We start from the raw sequence: 19995 nt of genomic DNA, 5'->3' as shown, positions 1-19995 counted from the left end.
ACTGCCCCGCTTACTTTGCGGCGGCTTCAGGCTTTGGTTCGCCGTTCTTCAGCACGAGGGTGCTGTAGTGCATTTCGTAGGGATACTCTTTGTCGTCCTTCTTGCCAGCCTGGTTGTGCTGGTGGCGAGCACGAACGGTCCAGATGCCCTTTTGATTGACCTTGAACTTGACCTTGCCTTCGTCGTCGGTGAACTGCTCGGTTTCCTTCTCGTACTTGTCGGGAGTCCAGATCATCACCTGGGCCTTGGCGGCTGGCTTGCCGTCGAAGAGCACTTGCAGTTCGCCTGCTTCGCCATTGATGGTTGGGACGATGTCGAGCTTCAGGTTCTCTGCACGGGCAAAGTTCTTCAGGCCGGCAGGATCGATCGCATTGATGTTCTTGGCGTGATAGGTGAGCAGATACTTCTTCTCGCCGCGAGCCAACACTCCGTACTCGCAAGTGGCACTGTAGGCCTTGCCCGTCAGATCCTGCGGAGCGGTCCAGGTGCCATGCTCGCCTTTGATCTCCTTTTCCAACTTCACCTCAACGGGCGGCTTGCCCGCTTCATGCGTCCACAGCTTGGTGTGGGCGACCTTGTCGAGCAAGTTGGCTTCGCCCAACACGGCATCTTCGCCAAAGATCAAATGCACGGCAGGCTTGCCCGCCGCATTGGGTCCCGTGGCAATAAAGATGAAGTGGGCCCACGCCGGGACCGCGACCAAACAGACCAGAGCTAGTGCCGCAAACGACGCAATTTTCATCACAGCCTCCCAACGATGCCGAGCCAGAGTGAGCCCGGCGAAGAAACGAAGTCGAGCGCTCTCTCCACGTACTGGGGCTGGCAGAATCGTCGCTGGCGTGACGCAAAAGAGTTGAGAACAATCTCAGGGCTGAGGATAACGGCCGGCGATCCGTGGGGTCAAGCGGGCGAGACCGGGCTCGTCGGCGGTGCGTCCAGCAGCTTGCTCTGCAACTTCTCGAGCTGAGCTCGCTTAGGGGCCGAGCGTTCAGCGCTCAGTAGATCTTGCCACAGGCTGGCTTCGAGAAAGAAGCGAGCCGGGTCGCTGATCTTGTGCTTGCGGGCAGAAGCGGCGATCAGTTGCCGATCGAACCAGCTGAGATGGTGCAACTTGCATAGTCCGCGAAGCAGCTGGCGTGGCGAATTGTGCCGGCGTTTGAGCCGAGCGTTTCGCCAGCGGAAGACGAGCCAGGTGACGATGGTCGAGACCAGCATCGTGGCCACGATCCAGGCCAAGACCACCGGATGATGAATCACGCCCGGATCGGGTGGCGAGGTCGGCACGGGGGTCGCAATGATCTGCTCGGCGAGTAGCCACATGGTTATGCTCCTTCGTCTGCAGTGGAGCCAGCGGTCTCAAACGGCGAGTCCGCCGTTTTGGGCCGTCGGCTTTTCTTCAGCGACTCCGCAGGCTGGGAGGACTGCTCGGCGAACCGTGACAGAGCTTCTTCCGCTGCCTGGGCAACGAGTGGCGAATGGTCGAGCAGCATTCGCTTCAAGGCCTGTTGCGACTCCACCAGGTCACAACTGGCCAGCGTGCGTACCGCATCGAGTCGCGTGTAGTGGTCTTCGTCATTCAGTAGCAATTTGATGGCGTCGAACAGTTCCGGCACCAATTGCAGTGTGACGGTGATTTGCAGGGCACGCGTCCGCCGGGCTCGCACGGGAGCTTGCAGTTCGCGCGTCAATTGCCCGATGGCGGTATTGTCGACCTTCATGACGAGCCAGCCAGTTGCCAGACGAGCTTCGGGCACCATGGTATCGAAAGCTTGCAGGTAGCGCTCGAAGTTGTAATCGTGCAGACATTGAGCGGCAGCCTCTCGCTCGGTCTGATGCGGACTGTCGAGCATTTCGAGCAGTCGTGGAATCGCGGTTGGGGTGGCACTCGTTCCCATGCGTGCGACCGCTTGGGCGCGGACGAGAGGATCTTCGTCGTCGAGTGCTTGCCAGGCGATCTCGTCGGCCTCGTTGCCAGTGAACTTGGCCAGGCCTGCAGCGGCCATGCGTCGTCCGGCTGCACATCCATCCTGCAGGGCCAGCGAGAGCATTTGCAGCGCTTGTGAGTTGGGCAAGTTCGCTTCGGTCACCAGTTGAATTGCAGCAGGTTGCTCGGTCTCGGACAGGGCAGCGAACACGGCACCACTATCGGCCAGCCAAGGCAAGTCGTCGATGCGGCGCAAGTTGCCGCGCACCACGGGCGGGGGCTGATTGCCAATCTTTCGCAGCAAATGTCGAATGAACTGCAGGTCGCGGCGGCGAGCGAGAATCTCGAGCGCTCCACGCGGCGCATGCGGATCGTCGAGATAGCTGAGCAGCAGGCGAATGACACCGGGGCGGGAACTGCGTTCGAGCACGCTGGCGAAAAAGGGATACGCCGGATCACGGGGGCTTTGCAAGACTCGCTTGACGGTCGCCGTGTCGCGTTCGGAAAGCAACAGCAGAGCTTCGATCAACTGCACCTTCAGGTGGCGGTCTACCGACTCGGCCGTGCGCTCCAAACTGGGCATGATGTTCGCCCGTTGCAGCTGCGGATCTCGCCGAACGCGATAATCTCGCGGGGCGTGCAACTCGTCGAAGAGCATTTCGGCCAGCAACAGGGCGACATCGGCGGCGCGGCGATGGTGGCTGTTTTTCAAGTTAATGGCGGCCGTTGCCAACGCGGGAATCTGGTCGAAGTCGCGCATCGTGAGTGCTGCTTCGCAGGCGTTGCGCACCAGTTGCTCGGTCGAACTCGTCAGTGCCTGATGGATCGCCCCAGACAACCAGCCCGGCTTCTCGGCGACGAGCAGTTGCATCCGCTCCGACATCTCGTGCCAATGCGTCAGCACATCCATCTCGGCGACGGCACTCGTGCGGTGCAACAGCGTACGCAAGCTCCGCTCTTGCAGTTGCCGCTGGGGCGCGCGCAGCGCGGCGAGCAACACGGGAACGGCTGCTTCGTTCTCGGTCTCGCCCAGGTACTGCAAAGTGGAAGCGATGCCCGCCATCCCCGATACCTATTACCCCGTAATCGTGTTGAGTCTGCCATCGACGCCGCGCAAGTCTACGTCGCGGGATGTTTCCCGCTGCCCGCTCGCGCCAGGCCGCTACTCTGGCCAAAGCAGAGAAATCAGCCAAAGAATCGCTGCAGTCGTTACAATCAGTCGGTCGTGGTGGCAAAGCGCTCGTTCGGCAAAAGTCTGGGAGGTCAGCGATGAGGGATGCACGAGTTCGGTTGATTCACGGGGCCTGTTACCTGCTCATTCTGCTGGCAACGCTGCCAGCCTCGGCCGCCGAGAAGCTGGCCGACAAGTTGCTGCCGCTGATTAAAGCTCACGAAGGCAAAGTCGCGGTCGCCGTGAAGCACTTGAAGACCGGCGAAACCTTCGCGCACAACGCCGACGAGCCAATGCCCACCGCGAGCTTGATCAAGTTGCCCGTGATGGTCGAGGCCTATCGCCAAGCAGAAGCCGGCAAGGTCGATCTGCAGAAAATGATCACGCTCAGGCCAGAAGACAAGGTGCCCGGCAGTGGCATTCTCACGCAGCACTTTTCGGCAGGCATGACGTTGCCGCTCGTCGACGCGATTCACCTCATGATTGTGTACTCGGACAACACCGCGACGAATCTCGTCGTCGATCAGATTGGCTTACCAGCCACCACAGCAGCGATGGAGCAGTTCGAGCTTCCGCACACCAAGTTGCACAGCAAAGTGTTCAAAGGGACGACCACCATTGCGCCTGAACGCAGCAAACAGTTTGGCCTCGGCAGCACTACCGCGAATGAAATGGTCCAGCTCCTCGAAATGCTCGATGCGGGCAAACTGGCTTCGCCCGAAAACACCAAGGCCATGCAGAAGCACCTGGCCGAATGCGAAGGCAAGCGGCTCTCGCGCGATTTGCCCAGCGAGATTCGCGTCCAGCAAAAAACAGGCTCGGTGAACGCGGTTCGGACGGTTGCTGGAGTGCTCGAACTCCCCAGCGGCAATGTCGCCGTCTGTGTCCTCACGAACGAGAACCAAGATCGAAGTTGGCTCCCTACCAATGCCGGAGAGGTCATCGCTTCGAAGATTGGCCGCGTGGTCTTCGATCACTTCGAACCCGACTGGAAACCAGCCGCCCAACGCAAGTCGCTCGTGCTAAAGCTTGGCGCTCAAGGCGTGCGAGTCGAGAAACTGCAGCAAGCTCTGAACAAAGAACTAGCCGCTAAGGGAGCCGCCGATCAACAGCTGACCGTTGACGGTGATTTCGGAATGCAAACGCGAGCGGCAGTGGTCCAGTGGCAAAATGCGACGAAGCAGCCAGAGACCGGCGAACTCGATTTGGAAGCTTGGAAGAAGCTGGGACTTTCCGAAAGTGACTTTCAAGCAGCCAAATAGGTAAACAGTCGCAGGCTGGTTTTTCGCGGGCTATGATGAGCGGAACCCGCTTTGATTCCCGCCGTTGGTTCCCTCCCTCCACTTGAAGACTCTGTCGGAGTTCGATCATGCGAAATTGGTTGCCAGCGCTCTGCTCGTTGCTGTTAGTGGGCTCGTGCAGTTGGGTAGTCGCGGGAGAGAACTGGCCCTGCTGGCGCGGCCCCCGCGGCGACGGCACCAGTTCGGAGACCTCGTTGCCGGTGAAGTGGGACGCCACGACAGGCACGAATCTGGCTTGGAAAGTTCCCGTCGAGGGAAGCGGACATGCCTCGCCCATCGTATGGGACGATCGCATCTTTCTAACGGCCTGCCTCGATGCCTCGAAAGAGCGCGTACTGCAATGCCTTGATCGCGTGACGGGAAAAACGCTCTGGCAGAAGACTGTTTTCACCGGCCCGCTCGAGACCAAGCACTCGCTGAACAGCTTTGCTTCCAGCACTCCGGCGACTGACGGCAAGCTGGTCTTTGTGTCGTTTCTCGAAGTGGATGGCAGCACCGTGCCCGCCCCGAATGTCGGCGCTCCGCGACCGATCACGCCGGGCAAGATGGTGGTCGCTGCTTACGATTTCGCTGGTAACCAAAAGTGGCTCGTCCGCCCCGGTGACTTCATCAGCGCGCACGGCTATTGCTCCAGTCCGGTGCTGTTCGAAGATCGCGTGATTGTGAACGGCGATCACGATGGCAAGTCGTATATGGTCGCTCTGCATCACGACACGGGCGAAGTGGTTTGGAAGGTTCCGCGGGCCAATGGCATTCGCAGCTATGTCACGCCCATCATTCGCGAAATTGACGGCCGCACGCAGATGATCTTTTCGGGAAGCAAGCACATCATCAGCTTGAATCCGCGCGATGGCAGCGAGAATTGGAAAATCGAAGGCCCGACGGAACAGTTCGTCGCGTCGATGGTCTACGACGGCAAGCTCCTGTTCATGGCCGCTGGCTTTCCGACGTATCACGTGATGGGCATCAAGCCCGATGGCCGCGGCGATGTCACCGATACACACATTGCCTGGCACGCGACCAATGCCAAGTGCTATGTTCCCTCGCCGGTCGTCGTGGGCGATCACTTGCTGGTGGCCGATGATCGGGGGACCGCGAACTGCTTTGTCGCTGCCACCGGCGATCGCTTGTGGCAGGAACGACTCGGCAATCACTTCAGCAATTCACTGGTGACGGCCAACGGCCTGGGCTATCTCGTCGCCGACGATGGCCTGACAAAGGTTGTTCGCCCGGGCGAAAAGCTTGACGTTGTCGCCGAGAATCCACTCGGAGAGCGATGCTATTCGTCACCGGCCATCGCCCACGGCCAGATCTTCATCCGGGGCGAGAAGCACCTGTTTTGCCTCGGCAGCAAATAGCCGTCTGCGTCACGGCAGATTGACTGGCTCGCCATCGGCCATCATTGCCATTCGCTGACGAGTGAGGAGGTCGGTGGATTGACTGATGAAGCGGACCGCTCCATCGGCCATGCCAATCATGCAACCGCCAGGATGCAAGCTGCCGGGATCACCCCAGCTACCGAGGCGGCCGATCTTCGGCACGATGGTCGTGTAGGTCCAGTTGTTCACGCCACGATCGCTGCCAATATCGTTGCCGGTCATCACCCAGCCTCGATATCCCCAGGCACTGCAGCGGCCGTTGTAGACGTCCAAGGTGGATTCCACGATGGCCGTCGTCGAACTGGTGCCGTCCGTCACGTCGGCGATGCGGGAGTTGCTGTTCTCACCAAACATCCGCCGCGTGTTGGTGCTCGCCGTTCGGTTCCAATAGTCGCAGTCGTAATTCTTGATGGCGCAAAAGTCGTAGTTGGTCTTGGCACCTTTGAAAGCAGTGTTGGTTGAGATTCCGTAGTAATTGCCAGCCGCCAGCCAAGGGTCACCGTTGTCGCTGGGGCAATTGAAAACCTTGACCCGCTGCGAGACGACGGCCGCGTTGCCACTGGCGACGACATCGCCAGCCAAAGCACCGACCATGGCGGTCGGTCCGCAGCAACCATCGTTGCCGACCGTGATGTTGGCGGCACTGGCGCTCATGTTGTACTTGGCATGCAACGGCGACTGCTCAAGGTAGGGCAACAAGAGCAGCAGGCCATTCAGATTGTGGACGCTCTTCGCGCCCCAATCGCCGGGAGAGCCTGGGTAGCGGCACCAACCATAGCCGATACCGCCCGGTGGAAAGCGCTGGTGCGTATCGTGATAGTTGTGCAAGCCGATCAAGACCTGCTTGACGTTGTTGGTGCAACTCGCACGTCGGGCCGCTTCGCGAGCAGCCTGCACGGCGGGCAAGAGGAGCGCCACCAGCACTCCGATGATTGCAATCACGACCAGAAGTTCGACCAGAGTAAAACCCTGGCGACGATTTTCCCAACGAACACGCAACCCAGCCACATGCAGCTCCTTTCTCAGGAATGCAATGGAAAGAGTCAGTCGTAACTTTTGCACAACCTCCGCGCCCGTTCCGGACGGTATCATCGTCGACGGCTGATGCGTTGTCCAGTCTTTCACGGCGAACTCCCTGCCCAGCTTTGGCAGGGAGTGCCTACAACTCTCTTGCAGCGAATCAGCCACTCTGCGCTACGGTATGTTGGCGACTTCGCCGTCACCCATAGCTGCAAAGCGTTCGCGCGTGGTCAGGTCGGTGTTCTCCATCAGAAAGATCACCGAGCCATCGGCCTTGCCCACCATGCAACCACCGGGATGCAAGCTGCCGGCTTCACCCCAGCTACCGAGGCGGCCGATCCTGGGGATCTGCGTGCTGTAGGTCCAGTTGTTGATGCCGCGCGTCGAACCGATGTTGGCACCGGTCATCACCCAGCCGCGATAACCCCAAGCCGCACAGCGACCGTTGTAGACGTTGTACGTGGTCTCGGCGATGGCGGCCGTGTTGCTGGTGCCATCGACCACGTCGGCCATACGGCAGTTGCTGTTCTCGCCGAACATCCGCCGCGCAGGAGACGAGATGTTGGTCATCCAGTTATCGCAGGCATAGCTTTGGCCAGCCGAGAAATCGTAGTTCGACTTGGAGCCTTTGAGAGTTGTGCCGCTGGAGGCAATGCCGTAGAAGCCACCGACGGCCAGCCAAGGGTCGCCGTTGTCGCTGGGGCAACTAAAGATCTTTAACTTCTGCGAGACAACGTCGGCGTTGCCGGCGGCAATTGCATCGCCAGCCAGATTGGTGTTGGTCGCGGGAGTCGAATTGCCGACGGTGATGTTCGCGGCGCTCGCACTCATGTTGTACTTGCTGTACAGCGGAGTTTGCTCCACGAACGGCAGCAGCAACAACATGCCATTCAGGTTCAGAACCTTTGGTGGAGGAGTGGCTGGGGTCGTACACCAGCCATAGCTGAGCCCGCCGGGCACGAACACCAGGTGCGTGTCGTGATAGTTGTGTAGTGCCAACACCAGTTGCTTGACGTTGTTGGTGCACTGCGAGCGGCGAGCCGCCTCGCGCGCTGCCTGAACGGCCGGCAACAACAGGGCGACCAACACGCCGATGATGGCAATCACCACGAGCAGTTCGACGAGAGTAAAACCTGTTTGCAGACGGCCGCAGCGCCGCTGCGAGCAGACCACCGGAACGGACCAATTCCTGACCATGCGCAGACTCCTTTTCAAGGATTGCTAATGGAGAGGAATAAGTAATAAAACGAAAAATACCGCGTCCGTTGCCGTGCACATCTCTGCGCAGTCCACAGCCAATTTCGAGTCAGGAACCATCAGCGACGAAGGGGGAGTGTGCTGATGATCCGATCCATCTCGACATTGAGTGAGGGTTGCGTCGAGATTTCTATTTTTTTGACTTGAGGTCGAAGTTGTGGGGCGTTGCGGCCGCATCAATCTGGGCCTGCAATGTGGTGTATTGGTAATCGCTGTAGCGGGGCGGCAACAGTTCGCGAGCGTTCGAATCGATCGGAGCCTCATCGCCCGTGGCGACAAACAGGCTGCCATCGGGTCGCACAAACTTACTGATCATCACCTTGTATTTTCCCGGCAATAGTCCGGGCGTTTTACCGTCTTGCAACTTGGTGACGTACTTGCCGGTGGAGTCCGTCAGGCCCGTCCCGCCGTTGCCGCCGGTTGTTTCCTGGGGAACGAACGAAACCAGGGCACCTTCACAGGGCTGACCATCGAGGGTCACGACACCGGTGACAGGCAACGTACTGGGGCCGCTGCCTCCGCAGCCAGAAAAGCACAGACAAATGGCCAAGGGTAAGGCTAAAGACGTCGCCGCCCGCAGATCCCAGGCGAAGATGCGTGGCTGAATCGAGCCCATCGCCGACATGAAGAAAGACCGCTCTCTCATGCATTACCCCTATTCAAGGTTTGCGCTGTGGGAGAGGTGTGTACTAGAAAAACAATATCGTCCGTTGCTATTCCAATCCTTACCAAATCGTAAGCTCCTGTCTAGCCCTAAGACAAGGCATTTCTTGCCGGCGGTACCTACCCACGTAGCGTTGCGGGTGGTTGCAAATAGCGGGTGGTTTGGTAATTTCTGCGGTTCTGCGGGCACACGCACATTCTAAACCACGCATTTGCGGGTGGCTTTTTGCCGCTCGGTATTTTGCAGCATCAGGGAGAAGTTTTCATGTCGATGTTCATTGGCGAAGGTCTGTCGGGAGAAGGTAACGAAATCGCTCACATCGATTTGCTCATCGGCAGCAAGGATGGCCCTGTTGGCAACGCGTTCGCCAATGCCTTGGCAACCCAAAGCAGCGGTCACAACAACCTGCTCGCCGTCCTCACCCCCAACCTCGCCGTCAAGCCTGCCACCGTGATGATCACCAAGGTCACCATCAAGGGCATGAAGCAAGCCGTGCAGATGTTCGGCCCAGCGCAAGCTGCCGTCGCCAAGGCTGTGGCCGACGCCGTCGAAGCGGGCACCATTCCGAAGGGCAAGGCTGAAGATCTCGTCATCGTCTGCGGCGTGTTCATTCACCCTGCTGCCAACGACGACAAGAAGATCTATCAGTACAACTACGATGCCACCAAGCTGGCCATCGAAAACGCCATGGGCGGCAAGCCCACCGTCGACGAAATGCTGGCCGGCAAGGAAAAGGCTGCCCACCCTTTCCGCGGTTTCTAAGTGGAATCGACGAACCGTCTGTTGAATTTCGGGAGGGCGAGGCTCCTGCCGAGCCGCAACCGCGCACCCAACGCCGGCTCGGCAGGAGCCTCGCCCTCCCATTTTTATGTCCAAACCTAAAATTCTCATTCAGTTCGATAGCGACGCTCACGCCAGCGTCTTTGACGCCGTCGTCGCCGTCGATTCCGGCATCGATCACTTGCTGCAATATGGCTCCGTCGAGCCCGCGCAACTGCGAGACTTGGTCCACGGGGCGATGTTTACCCGCGGCCCTCAAGACCTGCATCAGACGGCCATCTTTATCGGCGGCAGCAATGTCGCGCAAGGCGAAGAGCTTCTCAGGCTCGTCAAAAAATGCTTCTTTGGCCCGCTGCGGGTCTCGGTGCTGCTCGATGCCAACGGCGCGAACACCACTGCCGCTGCCGCGGTCATCGCTGCTTCCCGGCATTTGAATCTGGCGGAAACAACCGCCACCGTTCTTGCCGCGACGGGGCCCGTCGGTCAGCGCGTCGCGCGCTTGCTCGCCGGTTTGGGTGCCACCGTCAAGCTCGGCTCGCGCTCGGTCGAACGGGCAGAGCACGCCTGCCAGCAACTGCGCGAGCTGTTGCCTGCTGCCAAAGTCTCGGCGCTGCAAACGGCAACCTCTCTGGAGACCGGACGTTCGCTCGAGGGCTCGCAGTTGGTGATTGCCGCCGGAGCGGCCGGTATCGAACTGCTCTCCGCCGAGGTTCGCGCGGCCAGTGCGCTGAAGGTGACCATCGATCTCAACGCCGTGCCGCCCGTGGGCATCGCCGGCATCGAACAGGGAGATAAAGCCAAAGAACGAGGCGCACAGATCTGCTACGGGGCTCTTGGCGTCGGTGGTACCAAAATGAAGATCCACCGCGCAGCGATCCAAAAACTGTTCACCGCCAATAGCCTCATTCTCGATGCCGAGGAAGTCCTACAAATCGGACAAGAGTTAGAAAACTCGGCCTAATCTCGCTATCATGCGACCCCTGCCGGCAACTAGAATCAGTCCGCCGCCCTCCCTCCTGCAAAGCTCTCTCCCAATCCCCCTCCATGCCCGCCAAACTTTGTTTTCTCTCTCGCCGCCACTGGTTGGCGACGAGTCTTGTGGCTGCCCTCGTAGTTCTCAGCCTGGTTGGCTGTAGCTCGGGCGTGCAAGAAATCGCTGCCACTCCCGAAGTCGAGTTGCTTTACAAAGTTCAGTCGGGCTACGAGCTGGCCTACAACAAGTTGGGGCGTCCTCCCAAGGACTTTACCGAGTTGCAGCCTTTTCTCGGCGATAACATCGCTGCCGTCGATCTGGTCTCGCCCAACGATGGCTTGCCCTACGTCATTCGGTATGGCACCGACACACGCAACTTTGCCAAAGGGACGCCCGTCGTCGCTTACGAGCAACAAGGCAAGCGCGGCGTGCGACGCGTGCTGACAGCTATGACCATCGAAACGATGGACGAAGCTACCTTTCAAAAGCAAGTTCCTCTCTCTTCGCCAATGCCCTAACCTCATGACTCACTCGCTTCATCCGTCCTGTACTTCCCTCCCTCGCCGCAACCGCGCCTTCACGTTGGTTGAATTGCTGGTGGTGATTGCCATCATTGGCGTGCTGGTGGCGCTTCTGCTGCCGGCCGTACAAGCCGCCCGCGAATCGGCGCGCCGCACCCAATGCGCGAATCATCTCAAGCAGATGGGCCTTGCCTTTCAGAATCATGCCGACACGCACCTGATTCTGCCCGACGCCGGCAAGGACTGGAATTCGCCGCGCACCATGGTCAACGGAGTTCCCGCCGTCGCTCCCAATCAGGCATGGGGCTGGGCCTATCAGATGGCTCCCTACATCGAACAGCGAAACATCTGGGAACTAGCCTCCGACACCGATGTGGCCAAGGCCACGATCAAACTGTTGTTCTGCCCGACGCGGCGTCCCCCGACCGTCATTCAAGGGAGCCAAAGCGGCATCACAGCCGGCCCGCGCGGCCAAATCGATTATGCCTGCAGTGCTGGAACCGATGGCAACTTTGCGAGCCCCTTGGGCGGCTTGAATGGGGCCGTCGTGCGGACGCTTGCCACTCCGCCCGAACCCCCGATTCGCCTGGCGATGATTACCGATGGTCTCTCGAACACCATCATCGTGGGCGAACGCCAATGCAATATCGCCCGCCGCAATGATCCCACGATGGCCGACGAAAACAACGGCTGGATCGACGGCTACGACTGGGACACGGTTCGCTGGGGCTACGCGATCTTCGCGCCCGACTACCGGAGCACGACAATCAGCTCGTCGCGCGAATTCGGTTCGCAGCATCCAGCCGGTTGCCAATTCTCGTATGCCGATGGTTCGGTTCGTACGCTAACCTACGGCATGGACCTACAAGCCTTTCGTAACGTGATCGAACGCGATGACGGCAACGTAAACTAACGCAACTGGCCCGTACTCTCGTTCACCCGGAGCCTGGCTCACATGTCGCACCATCGCTGGCTGATGTTCGTCGTTGTTGCTGTGAGTCTCTGCCCCGCGATCGCCTTGGCTCAGTCACCGGCGCTTACCAGGCCGGTGATGTTCGACACCAAGGAAGCCGACGCGATTGTCTCCAATCTGCAGATTCTGCCCAAGGACAATCCGTGGAATGCAGATGTCTCTGCCTGGCCTGTCGCTAAGAACAGTGCAGCCATTGTGGCCTCGATCGGCAACGACAAGCCGCTGCGCTACAATCCCGACATGGCCTACATCTTGGTGCCGGCCGATCAGCCTCGCGTGGAACTAAAAATCGTCGACTACCCAGACGAGTCTGACCAAGGGCCGTTTCCGATTCCCGACAACGTCCCCATCGAAGGTTGGCCGGCTCACTTCCAACGTGAAGACGACCTGAAGAAGCTGACGCTCGAAGATGTGCAGCGAGACAAGGTCGGCCAAGGTGGCGACCGGCACGCGATTGTCGTCGACCCGGTCAAGATGATGCTGTACGAGTTCTATCAAATGAAGAAGGTCGACGGCGGCTGGCAAGCGGCCTGTGAAGCGACCTTCAATCTGAAAACGAACGACCTGCGCCCTGATGGCTGGACCAGTTCCGATGCCGCGGGCTTACCAATTTTTCCGGCGATCATTCGCTACGACGAACTGCAAGCTGGCATGGTGAATCATGCCATGCGAGTGACGGTTCGCAATTCACGCCGGGCCTATGTTGCTCCCGCCACGCACTATGCCAGCAACAAGACTGATCCCAACCTGCCCCGCATGGGCGAGCGCCTGCGACTCAAAGCCGACTACGACATCTCGAAGTTCAGCCCGACGGTGCAAGCGATTCTGAAGGGGCTGAAGAAGCACGGCATGCTCGTGGCCGACAACGGCATCGAGTGGGCGCTGAGCTGTGCCCCCGATGAACGCATTCCTGTGCTGCACGACGAACTGCGCAAAGTCAAAGGCTCGGCCTTCGAAGTGGTCCAAGCACCGCAGTGATTTTCCCTCGGTTCCCGCTCGCATTTCGCGAAACCGCCAAAGGGGGGTGTTCAACAATCGGGGCGATTTTTGAAGAGCAGATAGCGCAACTCTGGGGATTGTGAGCAATAGCAACCCGATAGTGGGGGTCGATTGTTGGACAAGTAGGTTTCCTGACGCCACAACTTCAGCCGCCGGAACTGCCCCGGGGCCAGTCCTTCGCAGGGTGCTCCTTGCTCGTCGGCGAACTTGACCTGCCAGCCGGCAGCCGAGGCTCGATCCAAAAAAGCCTTGCCGGTTGCGCTGCGTCCTGGTTCCGCCAGCCAGGCGAAGCCAGCGGGCAGAAGTCTCGCGGCGAGTGTGTCGAGCAAAGGCTGATGCAGTTCCTCGTCGTAGACAACATCAGCGGCCAAGATAATTGGGTACTGAGGTTCGCGGCCGGGATCTCGCCAGTCGAGCACTTCGCCGCGAACGTGCTGGTAGCCATTGTGCCGCGCATTCGCACAAGCGAGTTCCACCGCCAGCGGCACATAGTCGCTGAAGGTCACGCGGCAACCTTTCGCCAGTGCAGCCAAACCGACGAGACCGGTGCCACAGCCCAGTTCGAGCACTTGTGTCTGCGGCGGCCAGTTGCGGGCCAGTACGAGGGCCGCCATCGACTGCGCGGCGGGCCAGATTTGCGTCCAGTAAGGATCGGGCCATTTGTCGGCCAGCGCATCGGCCTGCAAGAAGGCATTTTGATCGGCGGGGAGCAGCAACGACCACGACTGTCCGCTTTGCTCGATCGTTCGCCAGGTCCAGCCGCCGGGTATGGCTCGCGCTGCCAGTTCGTGTACGTCGGCTACAATGGGTTCGGGCATCGTCGGTGAAATTTCGCTGCGTAAAGTGAACTCTCGTGATCATCAGTTTGTGTCAAGCCTGTACGCGTTGCCAAGAGGTCATTTCCGGCCGCGGCTCGGTGTTTTATCTTTGTCGGCAATCGCAGGCCGATGGGCGTTACGCGAAGTATCCGCCGCAGCCCGTGATTCGTTGTGCCGCGTTCGCCCCGAAGCTTGCGCCATCCCCCGAGGAGTCTGTCGGTGACTGAACCTGCCGAACCTGTTGCTACAAAATCAACTGCGGACGAATCATCTGCTGCCGATATGCTGCGCCTCGATCATTTCCTGAAGCGGAGCGGCGTCGCCGATACCGGTGGTCATGCCAAGGTGATGATTCAAAACGGTGAAGTGAAGCTGAATGGCGAGGTGGAAACTCGCCGCCGTAAGAAACTCGCCAGCGGCGACGTGGTGGAAGTCGCGGGCCGAAAATTGGTCGTCCCTGCTTCGTAGTCATCTCGCTCTACCGGTGACGAGTAGGTAGTCATCTCGCTCCGCCGAGATGACAGAGCATCTTGCTCCGCAAGATGCCTACGGTGGGAGGGACCATCTTGCGGAGCAAGATGACTACGGTGGGGAGTGCAGAAGGCAGCACTTTTCTGCAAGGAAACTCGTCTTGGCAGAAAATCGTTGCTCCTGCTAAAGTCCCGCCGCTTCTCAGCCGCAGAGACTTCGTGTCTGTGGCTCGTCTATTCGCTTTGCGGTTCTCATCAGCGGAGGTTCGCTCGATGCACCAGCCTGGATTGCCGATGCGCGCGCACGTTCTGTTCACCCTCGCTTGCGTCCTGACACTTGCGACTTCCGCCACCGCTGCGCCTCCCTGGGCACAGCTGATTCCCTTTCAGCGGAAAGCCGCTCCCGTGCGCACGGTGGCTGCCGAAGTGGATTACTCGCTGACCGAGAAGCATGGCCCTTGGCTAATCCTCTGCACCACGTTTGTGGGAAGCGCGACCCAAGGTGAAGGCTTCGACGATCCACCGGCGGAGCAACTGACGGGCGAAGAACAGGCTCACGCATTTGCCCGTGAACTGCGTCGCAAGCACGGGATGCAGGCTTACGTTTTTCGCCAGCATTTCGATTACACCCAGACCGAAGTCGGGCTGGGCTTCAACAAATTCGGCGGACAGAAAAAGATGAAGCCGCGGCGAGCGGTGGAGTTTGACGAGTTCGCGGTGATGGTCGGCAACTTTGAATCGGTGAACGATCCGGCCCTCGAAAAGACTTTGGCGCAGATCAAGGTACTGAAGCCCGCCATGCTGACCCAGAAGACGCAACAGCCTGGCAAACAGGCTTCGTCGGGTTTGAGCCAGCCCCTCGATCGTATCCGCGAATACTACCAGTCGCTCTACAAAAGCGGCGATGCCCGCAAACTGAAAGGCCCGATGGCGAAAGCCTTCGTCACCCGCAATCCCTTGTTGCCCGACGAGTACTTTGTGGCCAAGGGGCTGGATCCCTTCATCGTCGATTTGAACAAGAACATTCCGCACAGCTTGCTGCGGAACCCGAAAAAGTACTCCGTCAAGGTTGCGACCTTCCGCGGCGTCGACACGATGAAGCCGAAAGAGTTCGAGCAGCTGACCAGTCAACGCCAGGGTGATTCGAAGATCGATATCGCGGCCCTGAACGCCAACAAATTGTGTGCAGCCCTGCGCGAGAAAGGTATCGAAGCCTACGAGTTTCACGATACCTCGGAAAGCATCGTGACCATTGGCTCGTTTGATTCGGTGGGCGAAGAGCGGGCCGACGGCAAGACCGAAATTGACCCGGGCGTGCATCGCATCATGAAGGAATACTCGGCGGAACATCAAGCGATTCCCGGCATGTCGCAACTGGGCGTCATTCCCAAGAAGCTCGCCGGCATTAACTTCGACGCTCAGCCCATTCCGGTCGAAGTGCCGCGCCAATCGCTGGCAGCCAACTACAACTCTACGAATGGTTCGCTGCGTTAAGAATCGCTAATCGCGCAGACCCATCACGCCGCTGTCGCCCGTGCCGAGTGCCAGGGCATAGGCTGTGGCATGGGTGCGGCAGTGACTGATGCTGATCAGGATCTGCGCGATCCCCTGCTGAGCACAAACTTCTCGAGCCCCGCCACCAAGCAACACGCGGGGCTTGCCGCCGAAGTCGTTACGGATTTCCATATCGCCCCAGGCGATGCCGCGCGTCCAGCCCGTGCCGAGCGCCTTCAGAATGGCCTCTTTCGCGGCGAACCGGCCGGCGTAGTGCTGTGTCGAAGCCTTGCGAGCCGAGCAGTATTCAATCTCGTGCGGCGTGTAGACACGGTTCAAGAACAGTTCGCCGTGGCGCTCGATCATCTGCGCAATCCGCAGGCATTCGATGATGTCGGTACCAATGCCAACGACGTTCATGGGGCGGGAAGTTTAAGGTTTCAGGTTTAAGGTTGGGACGGCGGAGGTCAGGAGTCGGAGGTCCGGAGGTCACTCGTCGTCGCCGTTGTCTTTGGTGGGGGAGTCTTTTTGTTCGCGGCGAAAGACGGCAACTACGTCCTCGACCGGGATCACAAACAGCTGATTGTCCGATTCGAAGTCGACCGGAATCGCGTTCTTCGGGTGAAAGAGAATCTTGTCGTACTGCCGCAGGGGAACGTCTTCATCCTTCTCGACTTGAGCCGAGATAGCGACGATCCGTCCGGTGATGGTAGGGATCTCGGACTGATCGGGCAGCGCGATGCCACCCTTGGTTTGTCGTTTGGGTTCGTCCTTGCGCACGAGCACGCGCGCCCCAATCGGTTCGACGTATTCCAATCCGCGAGACTTGGCTTTAACCATTGCAGCCGCTAACAATAAGACAGCAGGAAAGAAACTTCGCGAACACCTTGCCGCGACCACTCAACCTTACCTAGACGCGGGAAGGGAGTCGAGGGGCGGGAGACATTGGAAAGACTTTTGGAGGGGAACGCAGGATGGGCGATGTGATTGGGCAACGACCCGTACTGATGATTGCCGCGGCCTTCAGCCGGCATCAGGCAGCCCTCGCTTGGGCACGCGAGCGATTCGCTGCGGCGTGGGGGCCGATCGTGCTGGAAAGCTCCTGCTTCGAACATCGCGAGACGGCTTACTATGAAGCATCGATGGGGGCGGACCTGCAGAAGATGTTTCTGGCCAGTGAAACGCTCATCGATCCGGGGGCCTTGCCGGAGTTGAAACTCCAGGCCAATCGCTGGGAAGAAGAGTACCGCGCGCTGGGTCATCATGCCGAAGCTCGCCCGCTCAATATCGACCCGGGGTATCTGACCGAAGCCAAGCTGGTCCTCGCCTCGACCAAGGACCGAGATCACCGGATCTATCTCTCGCAGGGCATCTTTGCCGAAGTGACGCTCCACTTTGCCCGCGGCAACTGGCAAGCTCGCCCCTGGACCTACCCCGACTATCAACGAGCCGACTATCACGCTTTTTTCACCTGCTGCCGAGACTATCTGCGGGGGAGGTACCGGCAACCGGCTTGAGCCGCCCTTCCTTCGCCTGCGAGATTGCGGCACCAGCACCTCGACTATTTTACTGTTGTTCAAAAAATGCGAACTATGTGATTGACAAAAGATCGTCACTGTGAGCTAATGTCGGGATGTACTCTCACCTTTTGGTGGCAGAGACGCAGGCTCTATTGAGTGCGCGGTTGCGCTGCATCGCTGCATCGCTCGCGAGACGAGAGCCGGATACGCTTCAAGAGCCTGTCCAAGAATGAGCCCGGTTGTTGGACAAGAAGGATGAGTGGCAAAAGTTGACCGCGAGTCGGAAGTGGTGCTGTCGAAAGAACTTTCCGCAAGATTTCGAAATGAGAGCCTGTCCAACAACTTCGCCGGTTGTTGGACGTTTAGGTGTGATTCGACAGGGAGCCCGCAGGCTAGAGTGTCTGAGAATGAAACTGAGAACGAGGGATGGTTCGACTTCCAGGTTTGCTGAGTTCCGCAGTTGCTCCGAGCGCAGCAGGGCCGTATAGTTCCTGCATGCTGACAACTTCCGGGACTAAGCCAATTCTTACCAGGCCACTGCTTTCCGTCGATGATTTGCACGTGTCGTTTCGCACCGACGATGGTTCGATTCGGGCTGTCAATGGCGTCTCGTTCGATCTGCATCCCGGCGAAACCCTGGGAATCGTTGGCGAATCGGGTTCGGGCAAGAGCGTGACGAATCTCGCGCTCTTGGGACTGATTCCGAAGCCTCCGGGTGTGATCGAGAAGGGACGAGCCCTGTTTGACGGGCAAGACCTGCTTAAACTCGGCACCCGCGAGCTGTCGACGATTCGCGGCAAGCGAATCGCGATGATCTTTCAGGATCCGATGACGGCGCTTAATCCGTTTCTGTCGGTCGCCGAACAATTGACTGAGGTCACGCAGCTGCATCTCAAGCATTCGCCGGCCCAGGCTCGGAAGCATGCCATCGACATGCTTGAGCGGGTGGGCATTCCCGCCGCGGCCGAACGCATTGATGACTTTCCGCACCAGTTTTCTGGCGGTATGCGGCAGCGGGTAATGATCGCCATGGCACTCGCTTGCCAGCCGGAGATTTTGATTGCTGACGAGCCGACGACGGCCCTGGATGTCACCATTCAAGCGCAGATGCTGGAACTGATCGCCGAATTGCAGCAGAAGCATGGGACGGCCGTGATTCTCATCACACATGCACTGGGGGTGATTGCCAGCGTGTGCCATCGCGTGCTGGTGATGTACGCCGGCAAGATTGTCGAGCAAGCGGGCGTCTTCGAACTGTTCGCCAAGCCGCAACATCCGTACACGCTGGGCCTGCTGAAGTCGATTCCGCGCTGGGACGCGATTCGGCAGGATCAACTGTCGGCCATCGATGGTCAACCGCCAGACATGCTGCATCCTCCCACGGGCTGTGCTTTTCATCCTCGCTGCAGTTTTCGCTTGCCCAGGTGCTCGCAGGAAGAACCGCCGCTGGAACCTGCGATTCATGGTGGCCTCAAAGCCTGCTTTGCCGATCTGACCAAACTTGAATCGCCCACCGAGCAGGCCCGCGCAGCAGGAGCCCACCGATGACGGCCACTGCCGCACCCGAAGTTGGCCGTCGCCAGCAAAAACTGACCGACAAGCCTTTGCTCGAAGTGAAGGACCTGAAGGTTCACTTTCCCAAGCGGAAGGGTGGCTGGTTGTTTGGCGAGCCCGGTTGGCTGCGGGCCGTGGATGGTGTGAGCTTTACGATTCGCGAAGGCGAAACACTGGGCCTCGTCGGCGAATCGGGCTGTGGTAAGACGACGACCGCGCGAGCCGTCATTCATTTGCAAAAGCCAACCAGCGGAGAGATTTGGCTCGGCGGAGAGCGAATCGATGGACTCACGCCGCGACAGATGCTGCCGCATCGCCGCCATGTGCAGATGATCTTTCAAGATCCGTTTGCTTCGCTCAATCCGCGCATGACGGTCGGCAGCATCATTCAAGAGCCGATGGAAATCTTCGGCTTGTACGGCAACAACCGCAAGCTGGAAGCGATGCGGCTGATGGACCTGGTGGGGCTCAACCCACGGTTCCTCAATCGTTATCCGCACGAGTTCTCCGGAGGCCAGCGACAGCGGATTGGCATCGCCCGCGCTTTGGCGGTGCAGCCGAAGTTGATTGTGTGCGATGAGCCCGTTTCGGCGCTTGATGTTTCGATTCAGGCACAGGTCATCAACCTGCTGATGGATTTGCAGCGGCAATTGGGACTGGCCTATCTGTTTATCTCGCACGACCTTTCCGTCGTGCGGCATATCTCGCATCGCATCGGCGTGATGTACCTGGGCCGGATCGTCGAATTGGCCAGCGCCGACGCGCTGCATGCCAACCCTCGGCATCCTTACACCCAGGCGCTTCTGTCGGCCGCTCCTATTCCCGATCCTGTGCTGCAACGGCAGCGACAGCGGACGATTTTGAAGGGGGAAGTCCCTTCAGCGGACCGTGTTTACCCGGGCTGCCCCTTTGCCGACCGCTGCCCGATCGCCGAGCAGTTCTGTCGCGAGAAAGTGCCGCTGCTGGAAGGTCGCCAGCATCTGGTTGCTTGCCATAAAGCGCCGCCGGAAGTCTAGCTGCCGGTACGGCTTTAGCTTTCGTTTTCTTTGCAACTGATTGTTGTGAAATCAGTTGCGCAATTTTGATCCGTGGGCCTTGACAGCGTGTCGCCCAGTATTTCGAATGGCAAAACTTAATTATTTTGATCAATCAAACTTATTTTCTCGCCAGCAGAAAG

General features: G+C 59.1%; 21 protein-coding genes. 12 read left to right on the top strand and 9 right to left on the bottom strand.

All coding sequences use genetic code 11. From position 1 onward, the window contains the following. Positions 1–10: 10 nt before the first annotated feature. The 3 genes from NA78x_RS03185 to NA78x_RS03175 all read right to left on the bottom strand — a co-directional run bounded on the left by NA78x_RS03185 (position 11) and on the right by NA78x_RS03175 (position 2987). Positions 11–742: a DUF4198 domain-containing protein gene (locus tag NA78x_RS03185; protein WP_425616972.1), complete on the bottom strand. Its 732-nt coding sequence runs from the start codon at positions 740–742 to the stop codon at positions 11–13. Positions 743–900: 158 nt separating this feature from the next. Then, entirely contained in the window at positions 901–1320 is a 420-nt protein-coding gene (locus NA78x_RS03180; RefSeq protein WP_425616971.1) for a hypothetical protein, read from the bottom strand. Positions 1321–1322: 2 nt separating this feature from the next. Beyond that, positions 1323–2987 (bottom strand): HEAT repeat domain-containing protein, encoded by a 1665-nt coding sequence (locus tag NA78x_RS03175; RefSeq protein ID WP_425616970.1) that lies wholly within the window; start codon positions 2985–2987, stop codon positions 1323–1325. Positions 2988–3193: 206 nt separating this feature from the next. Here NA78x_RS03175 and NA78x_RS03170 point away from each other — a divergent pair, with 206 nt between their 5' ends. Continuing rightward, the gene (locus NA78x_RS03170; RefSeq protein ID WP_425616969.1) at positions 3194–4357 is read left to right on the top strand and encodes a serine hydrolase; all 1164 of its coding nucleotides are present in this window, start codon (positions 3194–3196) and stop codon (positions 4355–4357) included. Between the two features lie 107 nt (positions 4358–4464). After that, positions 4465–5754, top strand: a complete 1290-nt coding sequence (locus tag NA78x_RS03165) for a PQQ-binding-like beta-propeller repeat protein (protein WP_425616968.1) — start codon at positions 4465–4467, stop codon at positions 5752–5754. A 9-nt stretch (positions 5755–5763) separates the two neighbouring features. Here the strand turns inward: NA78x_RS03165 and NA78x_RS03160 are convergent, their stop codons facing one another. The 3 genes from NA78x_RS03160 to NA78x_RS03150 form a co-directional block, all read right to left on the bottom strand. Further along, positions 5764–6783, bottom strand: a complete 1020-nt coding sequence (locus tag NA78x_RS03160; protein WP_425616967.1) for a DUF1559 domain-containing protein — start codon at positions 6781–6783, stop codon at positions 5764–5766. A gap of 186 nt (positions 6784–6969) precedes the next feature. After that, a complete protein-coding gene (locus NA78x_RS03155) occupies positions 6970–7992 on the bottom strand; it encodes a DUF1559 domain-containing protein (protein ID WP_425616966.1) in 1023 nt (340 codons plus the stop codon). 190 nt (positions 7993–8182) lie between these two features. Beyond that, positions 8183–8698: a hypothetical protein gene (locus NA78x_RS03150; RefSeq protein WP_425616965.1), complete on the bottom strand. Its 516-nt coding sequence runs from the start codon at positions 8696–8698 to the stop codon at positions 8183–8185. A gap of 282 nt (positions 8699–8980) precedes the next feature. Between NA78x_RS03150 and fae the strand changes: the two genes are divergently transcribed. The 5 genes from fae to NA78x_RS03125 all read left to right on the top strand — a co-directional run bounded on the left by fae (position 8981) and on the right by NA78x_RS03125 (position 12941). Then, positions 8981–9478, top strand: coding sequence for a formaldehyde-activating enzyme (gene fae / locus NA78x_RS03145; RefSeq protein WP_425616964.1), 498 nt, complete (start codon positions 8981–8983; stop codon positions 9476–9478). 106 nt (positions 9479–9584) lie between these two features. Further along, entirely contained in the window at positions 9585–10457 is an 873-nt protein-coding gene (locus NA78x_RS03140) for an NAD(P)-dependent methylenetetrahydromethanopterin dehydrogenase (RefSeq protein WP_425616963.1), read from the top strand. Between the two features lie 83 nt (positions 10458–10540). Continuing rightward, positions 10541–10987: a hypothetical protein gene (locus tag NA78x_RS03135; RefSeq protein ID WP_425616962.1), complete on the top strand. Its 447-nt coding sequence runs from the start codon at positions 10541–10543 to the stop codon at positions 10985–10987. A gap of 4 nt (positions 10988–10991) precedes the next feature. Beyond that, a complete protein-coding gene (locus NA78x_RS03130) occupies positions 10992–11903 on the top strand; it encodes a DUF1559 domain-containing protein (protein ID WP_425616961.1) in 912 nt (303 codons plus the stop codon). Between the two features lie 42 nt (positions 11904–11945). Next, positions 11946–12941, top strand: a complete 996-nt coding sequence (locus NA78x_RS03125; protein ID WP_425616960.1) for a hypothetical protein — start codon at positions 11946–11948, stop codon at positions 12939–12941. 50 nt (positions 12942–12991) lie between these two features. Here NA78x_RS03125 and NA78x_RS03120 read toward each other — a convergent pair whose 3' ends face one another. Further along, a complete protein-coding gene (locus NA78x_RS03120; RefSeq protein ID WP_425616959.1) occupies positions 12992–13780 on the bottom strand; it encodes a class I SAM-dependent methyltransferase in 789 nt (262 codons plus the stop codon). Positions 13781–13999: 219 nt separating this feature from the next. Here NA78x_RS03120 and NA78x_RS03115 point away from each other — a divergent pair, with 219 nt between their 5' ends. Together NA78x_RS03115 and NA78x_RS03110 are read left to right on the top strand one after the other, a co-directional pair. Further along, entirely contained in the window at positions 14000–14248 is a 249-nt protein-coding gene (locus NA78x_RS03115) for an RNA-binding S4 domain-containing protein (RefSeq protein ID WP_425616958.1), read from the top strand. Between the two features lie 296 nt (positions 14249–14544). Next, entirely contained in the window at positions 14545–15744 is a 1200-nt protein-coding gene (locus NA78x_RS03110) for a hypothetical protein (protein ID WP_425616957.1), read from the top strand. 6 nt (positions 15745–15750) lie between these two features. Here NA78x_RS03110 and acpS read toward each other — a convergent pair whose 3' ends face one another. Together acpS and NA78x_RS03100 are read right to left on the bottom strand one after the other, a co-directional pair. After that, positions 15751–16164 (bottom strand): holo-ACP synthase, encoded by a 414-nt coding sequence (gene acpS / locus NA78x_RS03105; protein ID WP_425616956.1) that lies wholly within the window; start codon positions 16162–16164, stop codon positions 15751–15753. Positions 16165–16233: 69 nt separating this feature from the next. Further along, complete coding sequence (locus NA78x_RS03100; protein ID WP_425616955.1) at positions 16234–16584, bottom strand: co-chaperone GroES; 351 nt, start codon at positions 16582–16584, stop codon at positions 16234–16236. Positions 16585–16718: 134 nt separating this feature from the next. On the opposite strand from NA78x_RS03100, the gene NA78x_RS03095 reads away from it, so the two are divergent. The 3 genes from NA78x_RS03095 (at position 16719) to NA78x_RS03085 (ending at position 19834) form a co-directional block, all read left to right on the top strand. Continuing rightward, the gene (locus tag NA78x_RS03095) at positions 16719–17261 is read left to right on the top strand and encodes a DUF4416 family protein (protein WP_425616954.1); all 543 of its coding nucleotides are present in this window, start codon (positions 16719–16721) and stop codon (positions 17259–17261) included. A gap of 498 nt (positions 17262–17759) precedes the next feature. Further along, positions 17760–18812: an ABC transporter ATP-binding protein gene (locus NA78x_RS03090; RefSeq protein ID WP_425616953.1), complete on the top strand. Its 1053-nt coding sequence runs from the start codon at positions 17760–17762 to the stop codon at positions 18810–18812. Next, on the top strand, positions 18809–19834 hold the full coding sequence (locus NA78x_RS03085) for an ABC transporter ATP-binding protein (RefSeq protein WP_425616952.1): 1026 nt from the start codon (positions 18809–18811) through the stop codon (positions 19832–19834). The genes NA78x_RS03090 and NA78x_RS03085 overlap by 4 nt, the downstream gene beginning before the upstream one ends. Positions 19835–19995 lie beyond the last annotated feature (161 nt).

Source organism: Anatilimnocola aquadivae, assembly GCF_049819085.1.
Classification (GTDB): Bacteria; Planctomycetota; Planctomycetia; order Pirellulales; family Pirellulaceae; genus Anatilimnocola.
Note: the sequence above shows the minus strand (reverse complement) of the source record. Positions and strands in the feature narration are given on the sequence as shown.

What these genes read in the sequence shown, in the direction of transcription:
- NA78x_RS03185 (WP_425616972.1), bottom strand. Translation starts at nt 742, where the DNA reads ATGAAAATTGCGTCGTTTGCGGCACTAGCTCTGGTCTGTTTGGTCGCG.
- NA78x_RS03180 (WP_425616971.1), bottom strand. Translation starts at nt 1,320, where the DNA reads ATGTGGCTACTCGCCGAGCAGATCATTGCGACCCCCGTGCCGACCTCG.
- NA78x_RS03175 (WP_425616970.1), bottom strand. Translation starts at nt 2,987, where the DNA reads ATGGCGGGCATCGCTTCCACTTTGCAGTACCTGGGCGAGACCGAGAAC.
- NA78x_RS03170 (WP_425616969.1), top strand. Translation starts at nt 3,194, where the DNA reads ATGAGGGATGCACGAGTTCGGTTGATTCACGGGGCCTGTTACCTGCTC.
- NA78x_RS03165 (WP_425616968.1), top strand. Translation starts at nt 4,465, where the DNA reads ATGCGAAATTGGTTGCCAGCGCTCTGCTCGTTGCTGTTAGTGGGCTCG.
- NA78x_RS03155 (WP_425616966.1), bottom strand. Translation starts at nt 7,992, where the DNA reads ATGGTCAGGAATTGGTCCGTTCCGGTGGTCTGCTCGCAGCGGCGCTGC.
- NA78x_RS03150 (WP_425616965.1), bottom strand. Translation starts at nt 8,698, where the DNA reads ATGAGAGAGCGGTCTTTCTTCATGTCGGCGATGGGCTCGATTCAGCCA.
- fae (WP_425616964.1), top strand. Translation starts at nt 8,981, where the DNA reads ATGTCGATGTTCATTGGCGAAGGTCTGTCGGGAGAAGGTAACGAAATC.
- NA78x_RS03140 (WP_425616963.1), top strand. Translation starts at nt 9,585, where the DNA reads ATGTCCAAACCTAAAATTCTCATTCAGTTCGATAGCGACGCTCACGCC.
- NA78x_RS03135 (WP_425616962.1), top strand. Translation starts at nt 10,541, where the DNA reads ATGCCCGCCAAACTTTGTTTTCTCTCTCGCCGCCACTGGTTGGCGACG.
- NA78x_RS03130 (WP_425616961.1), top strand. Translation starts at nt 10,992, where the DNA reads ATGACTCACTCGCTTCATCCGTCCTGTACTTCCCTCCCTCGCCGCAAC.
- NA78x_RS03125 (WP_425616960.1), top strand. Translation starts at nt 11,946, where the DNA reads ATGTCGCACCATCGCTGGCTGATGTTCGTCGTTGTTGCTGTGAGTCTC.
- NA78x_RS03120 (WP_425616959.1), bottom strand. Translation starts at nt 13,780, where the DNA reads ATGCCCGAACCCATTGTAGCCGACGTACACGAACTGGCAGCGCGAGCC.
- NA78x_RS03110 (WP_425616957.1), top strand. Translation starts at nt 14,545, where the DNA reads ATGCGCGCGCACGTTCTGTTCACCCTCGCTTGCGTCCTGACACTTGCG.
- acpS (WP_425616956.1), bottom strand. Translation starts at nt 16,164, where the DNA reads ATGAACGTCGTTGGCATTGGTACCGACATCATCGAATGCCTGCGGATT.
- NA78x_RS03100 (WP_425616955.1), bottom strand. Translation starts at nt 16,584, where the DNA reads ATGGTTAAAGCCAAGTCTCGCGGATTGGAATACGTCGAACCGATTGGG.
- NA78x_RS03095 (WP_425616954.1), top strand. Translation starts at nt 16,719, where the DNA reads ATGGGCGATGTGATTGGGCAACGACCCGTACTGATGATTGCCGCGGCC.
- NA78x_RS03090 (WP_425616953.1), top strand. Translation starts at nt 17,760, where the DNA reads ATGCTGACAACTTCCGGGACTAAGCCAATTCTTACCAGGCCACTGCTT.
- NA78x_RS03085 (WP_425616952.1), top strand. Translation starts at nt 18,809, where the DNA reads ATGACGGCCACTGCCGCACCCGAAGTTGGCCGTCGCCAGCAAAAACTG.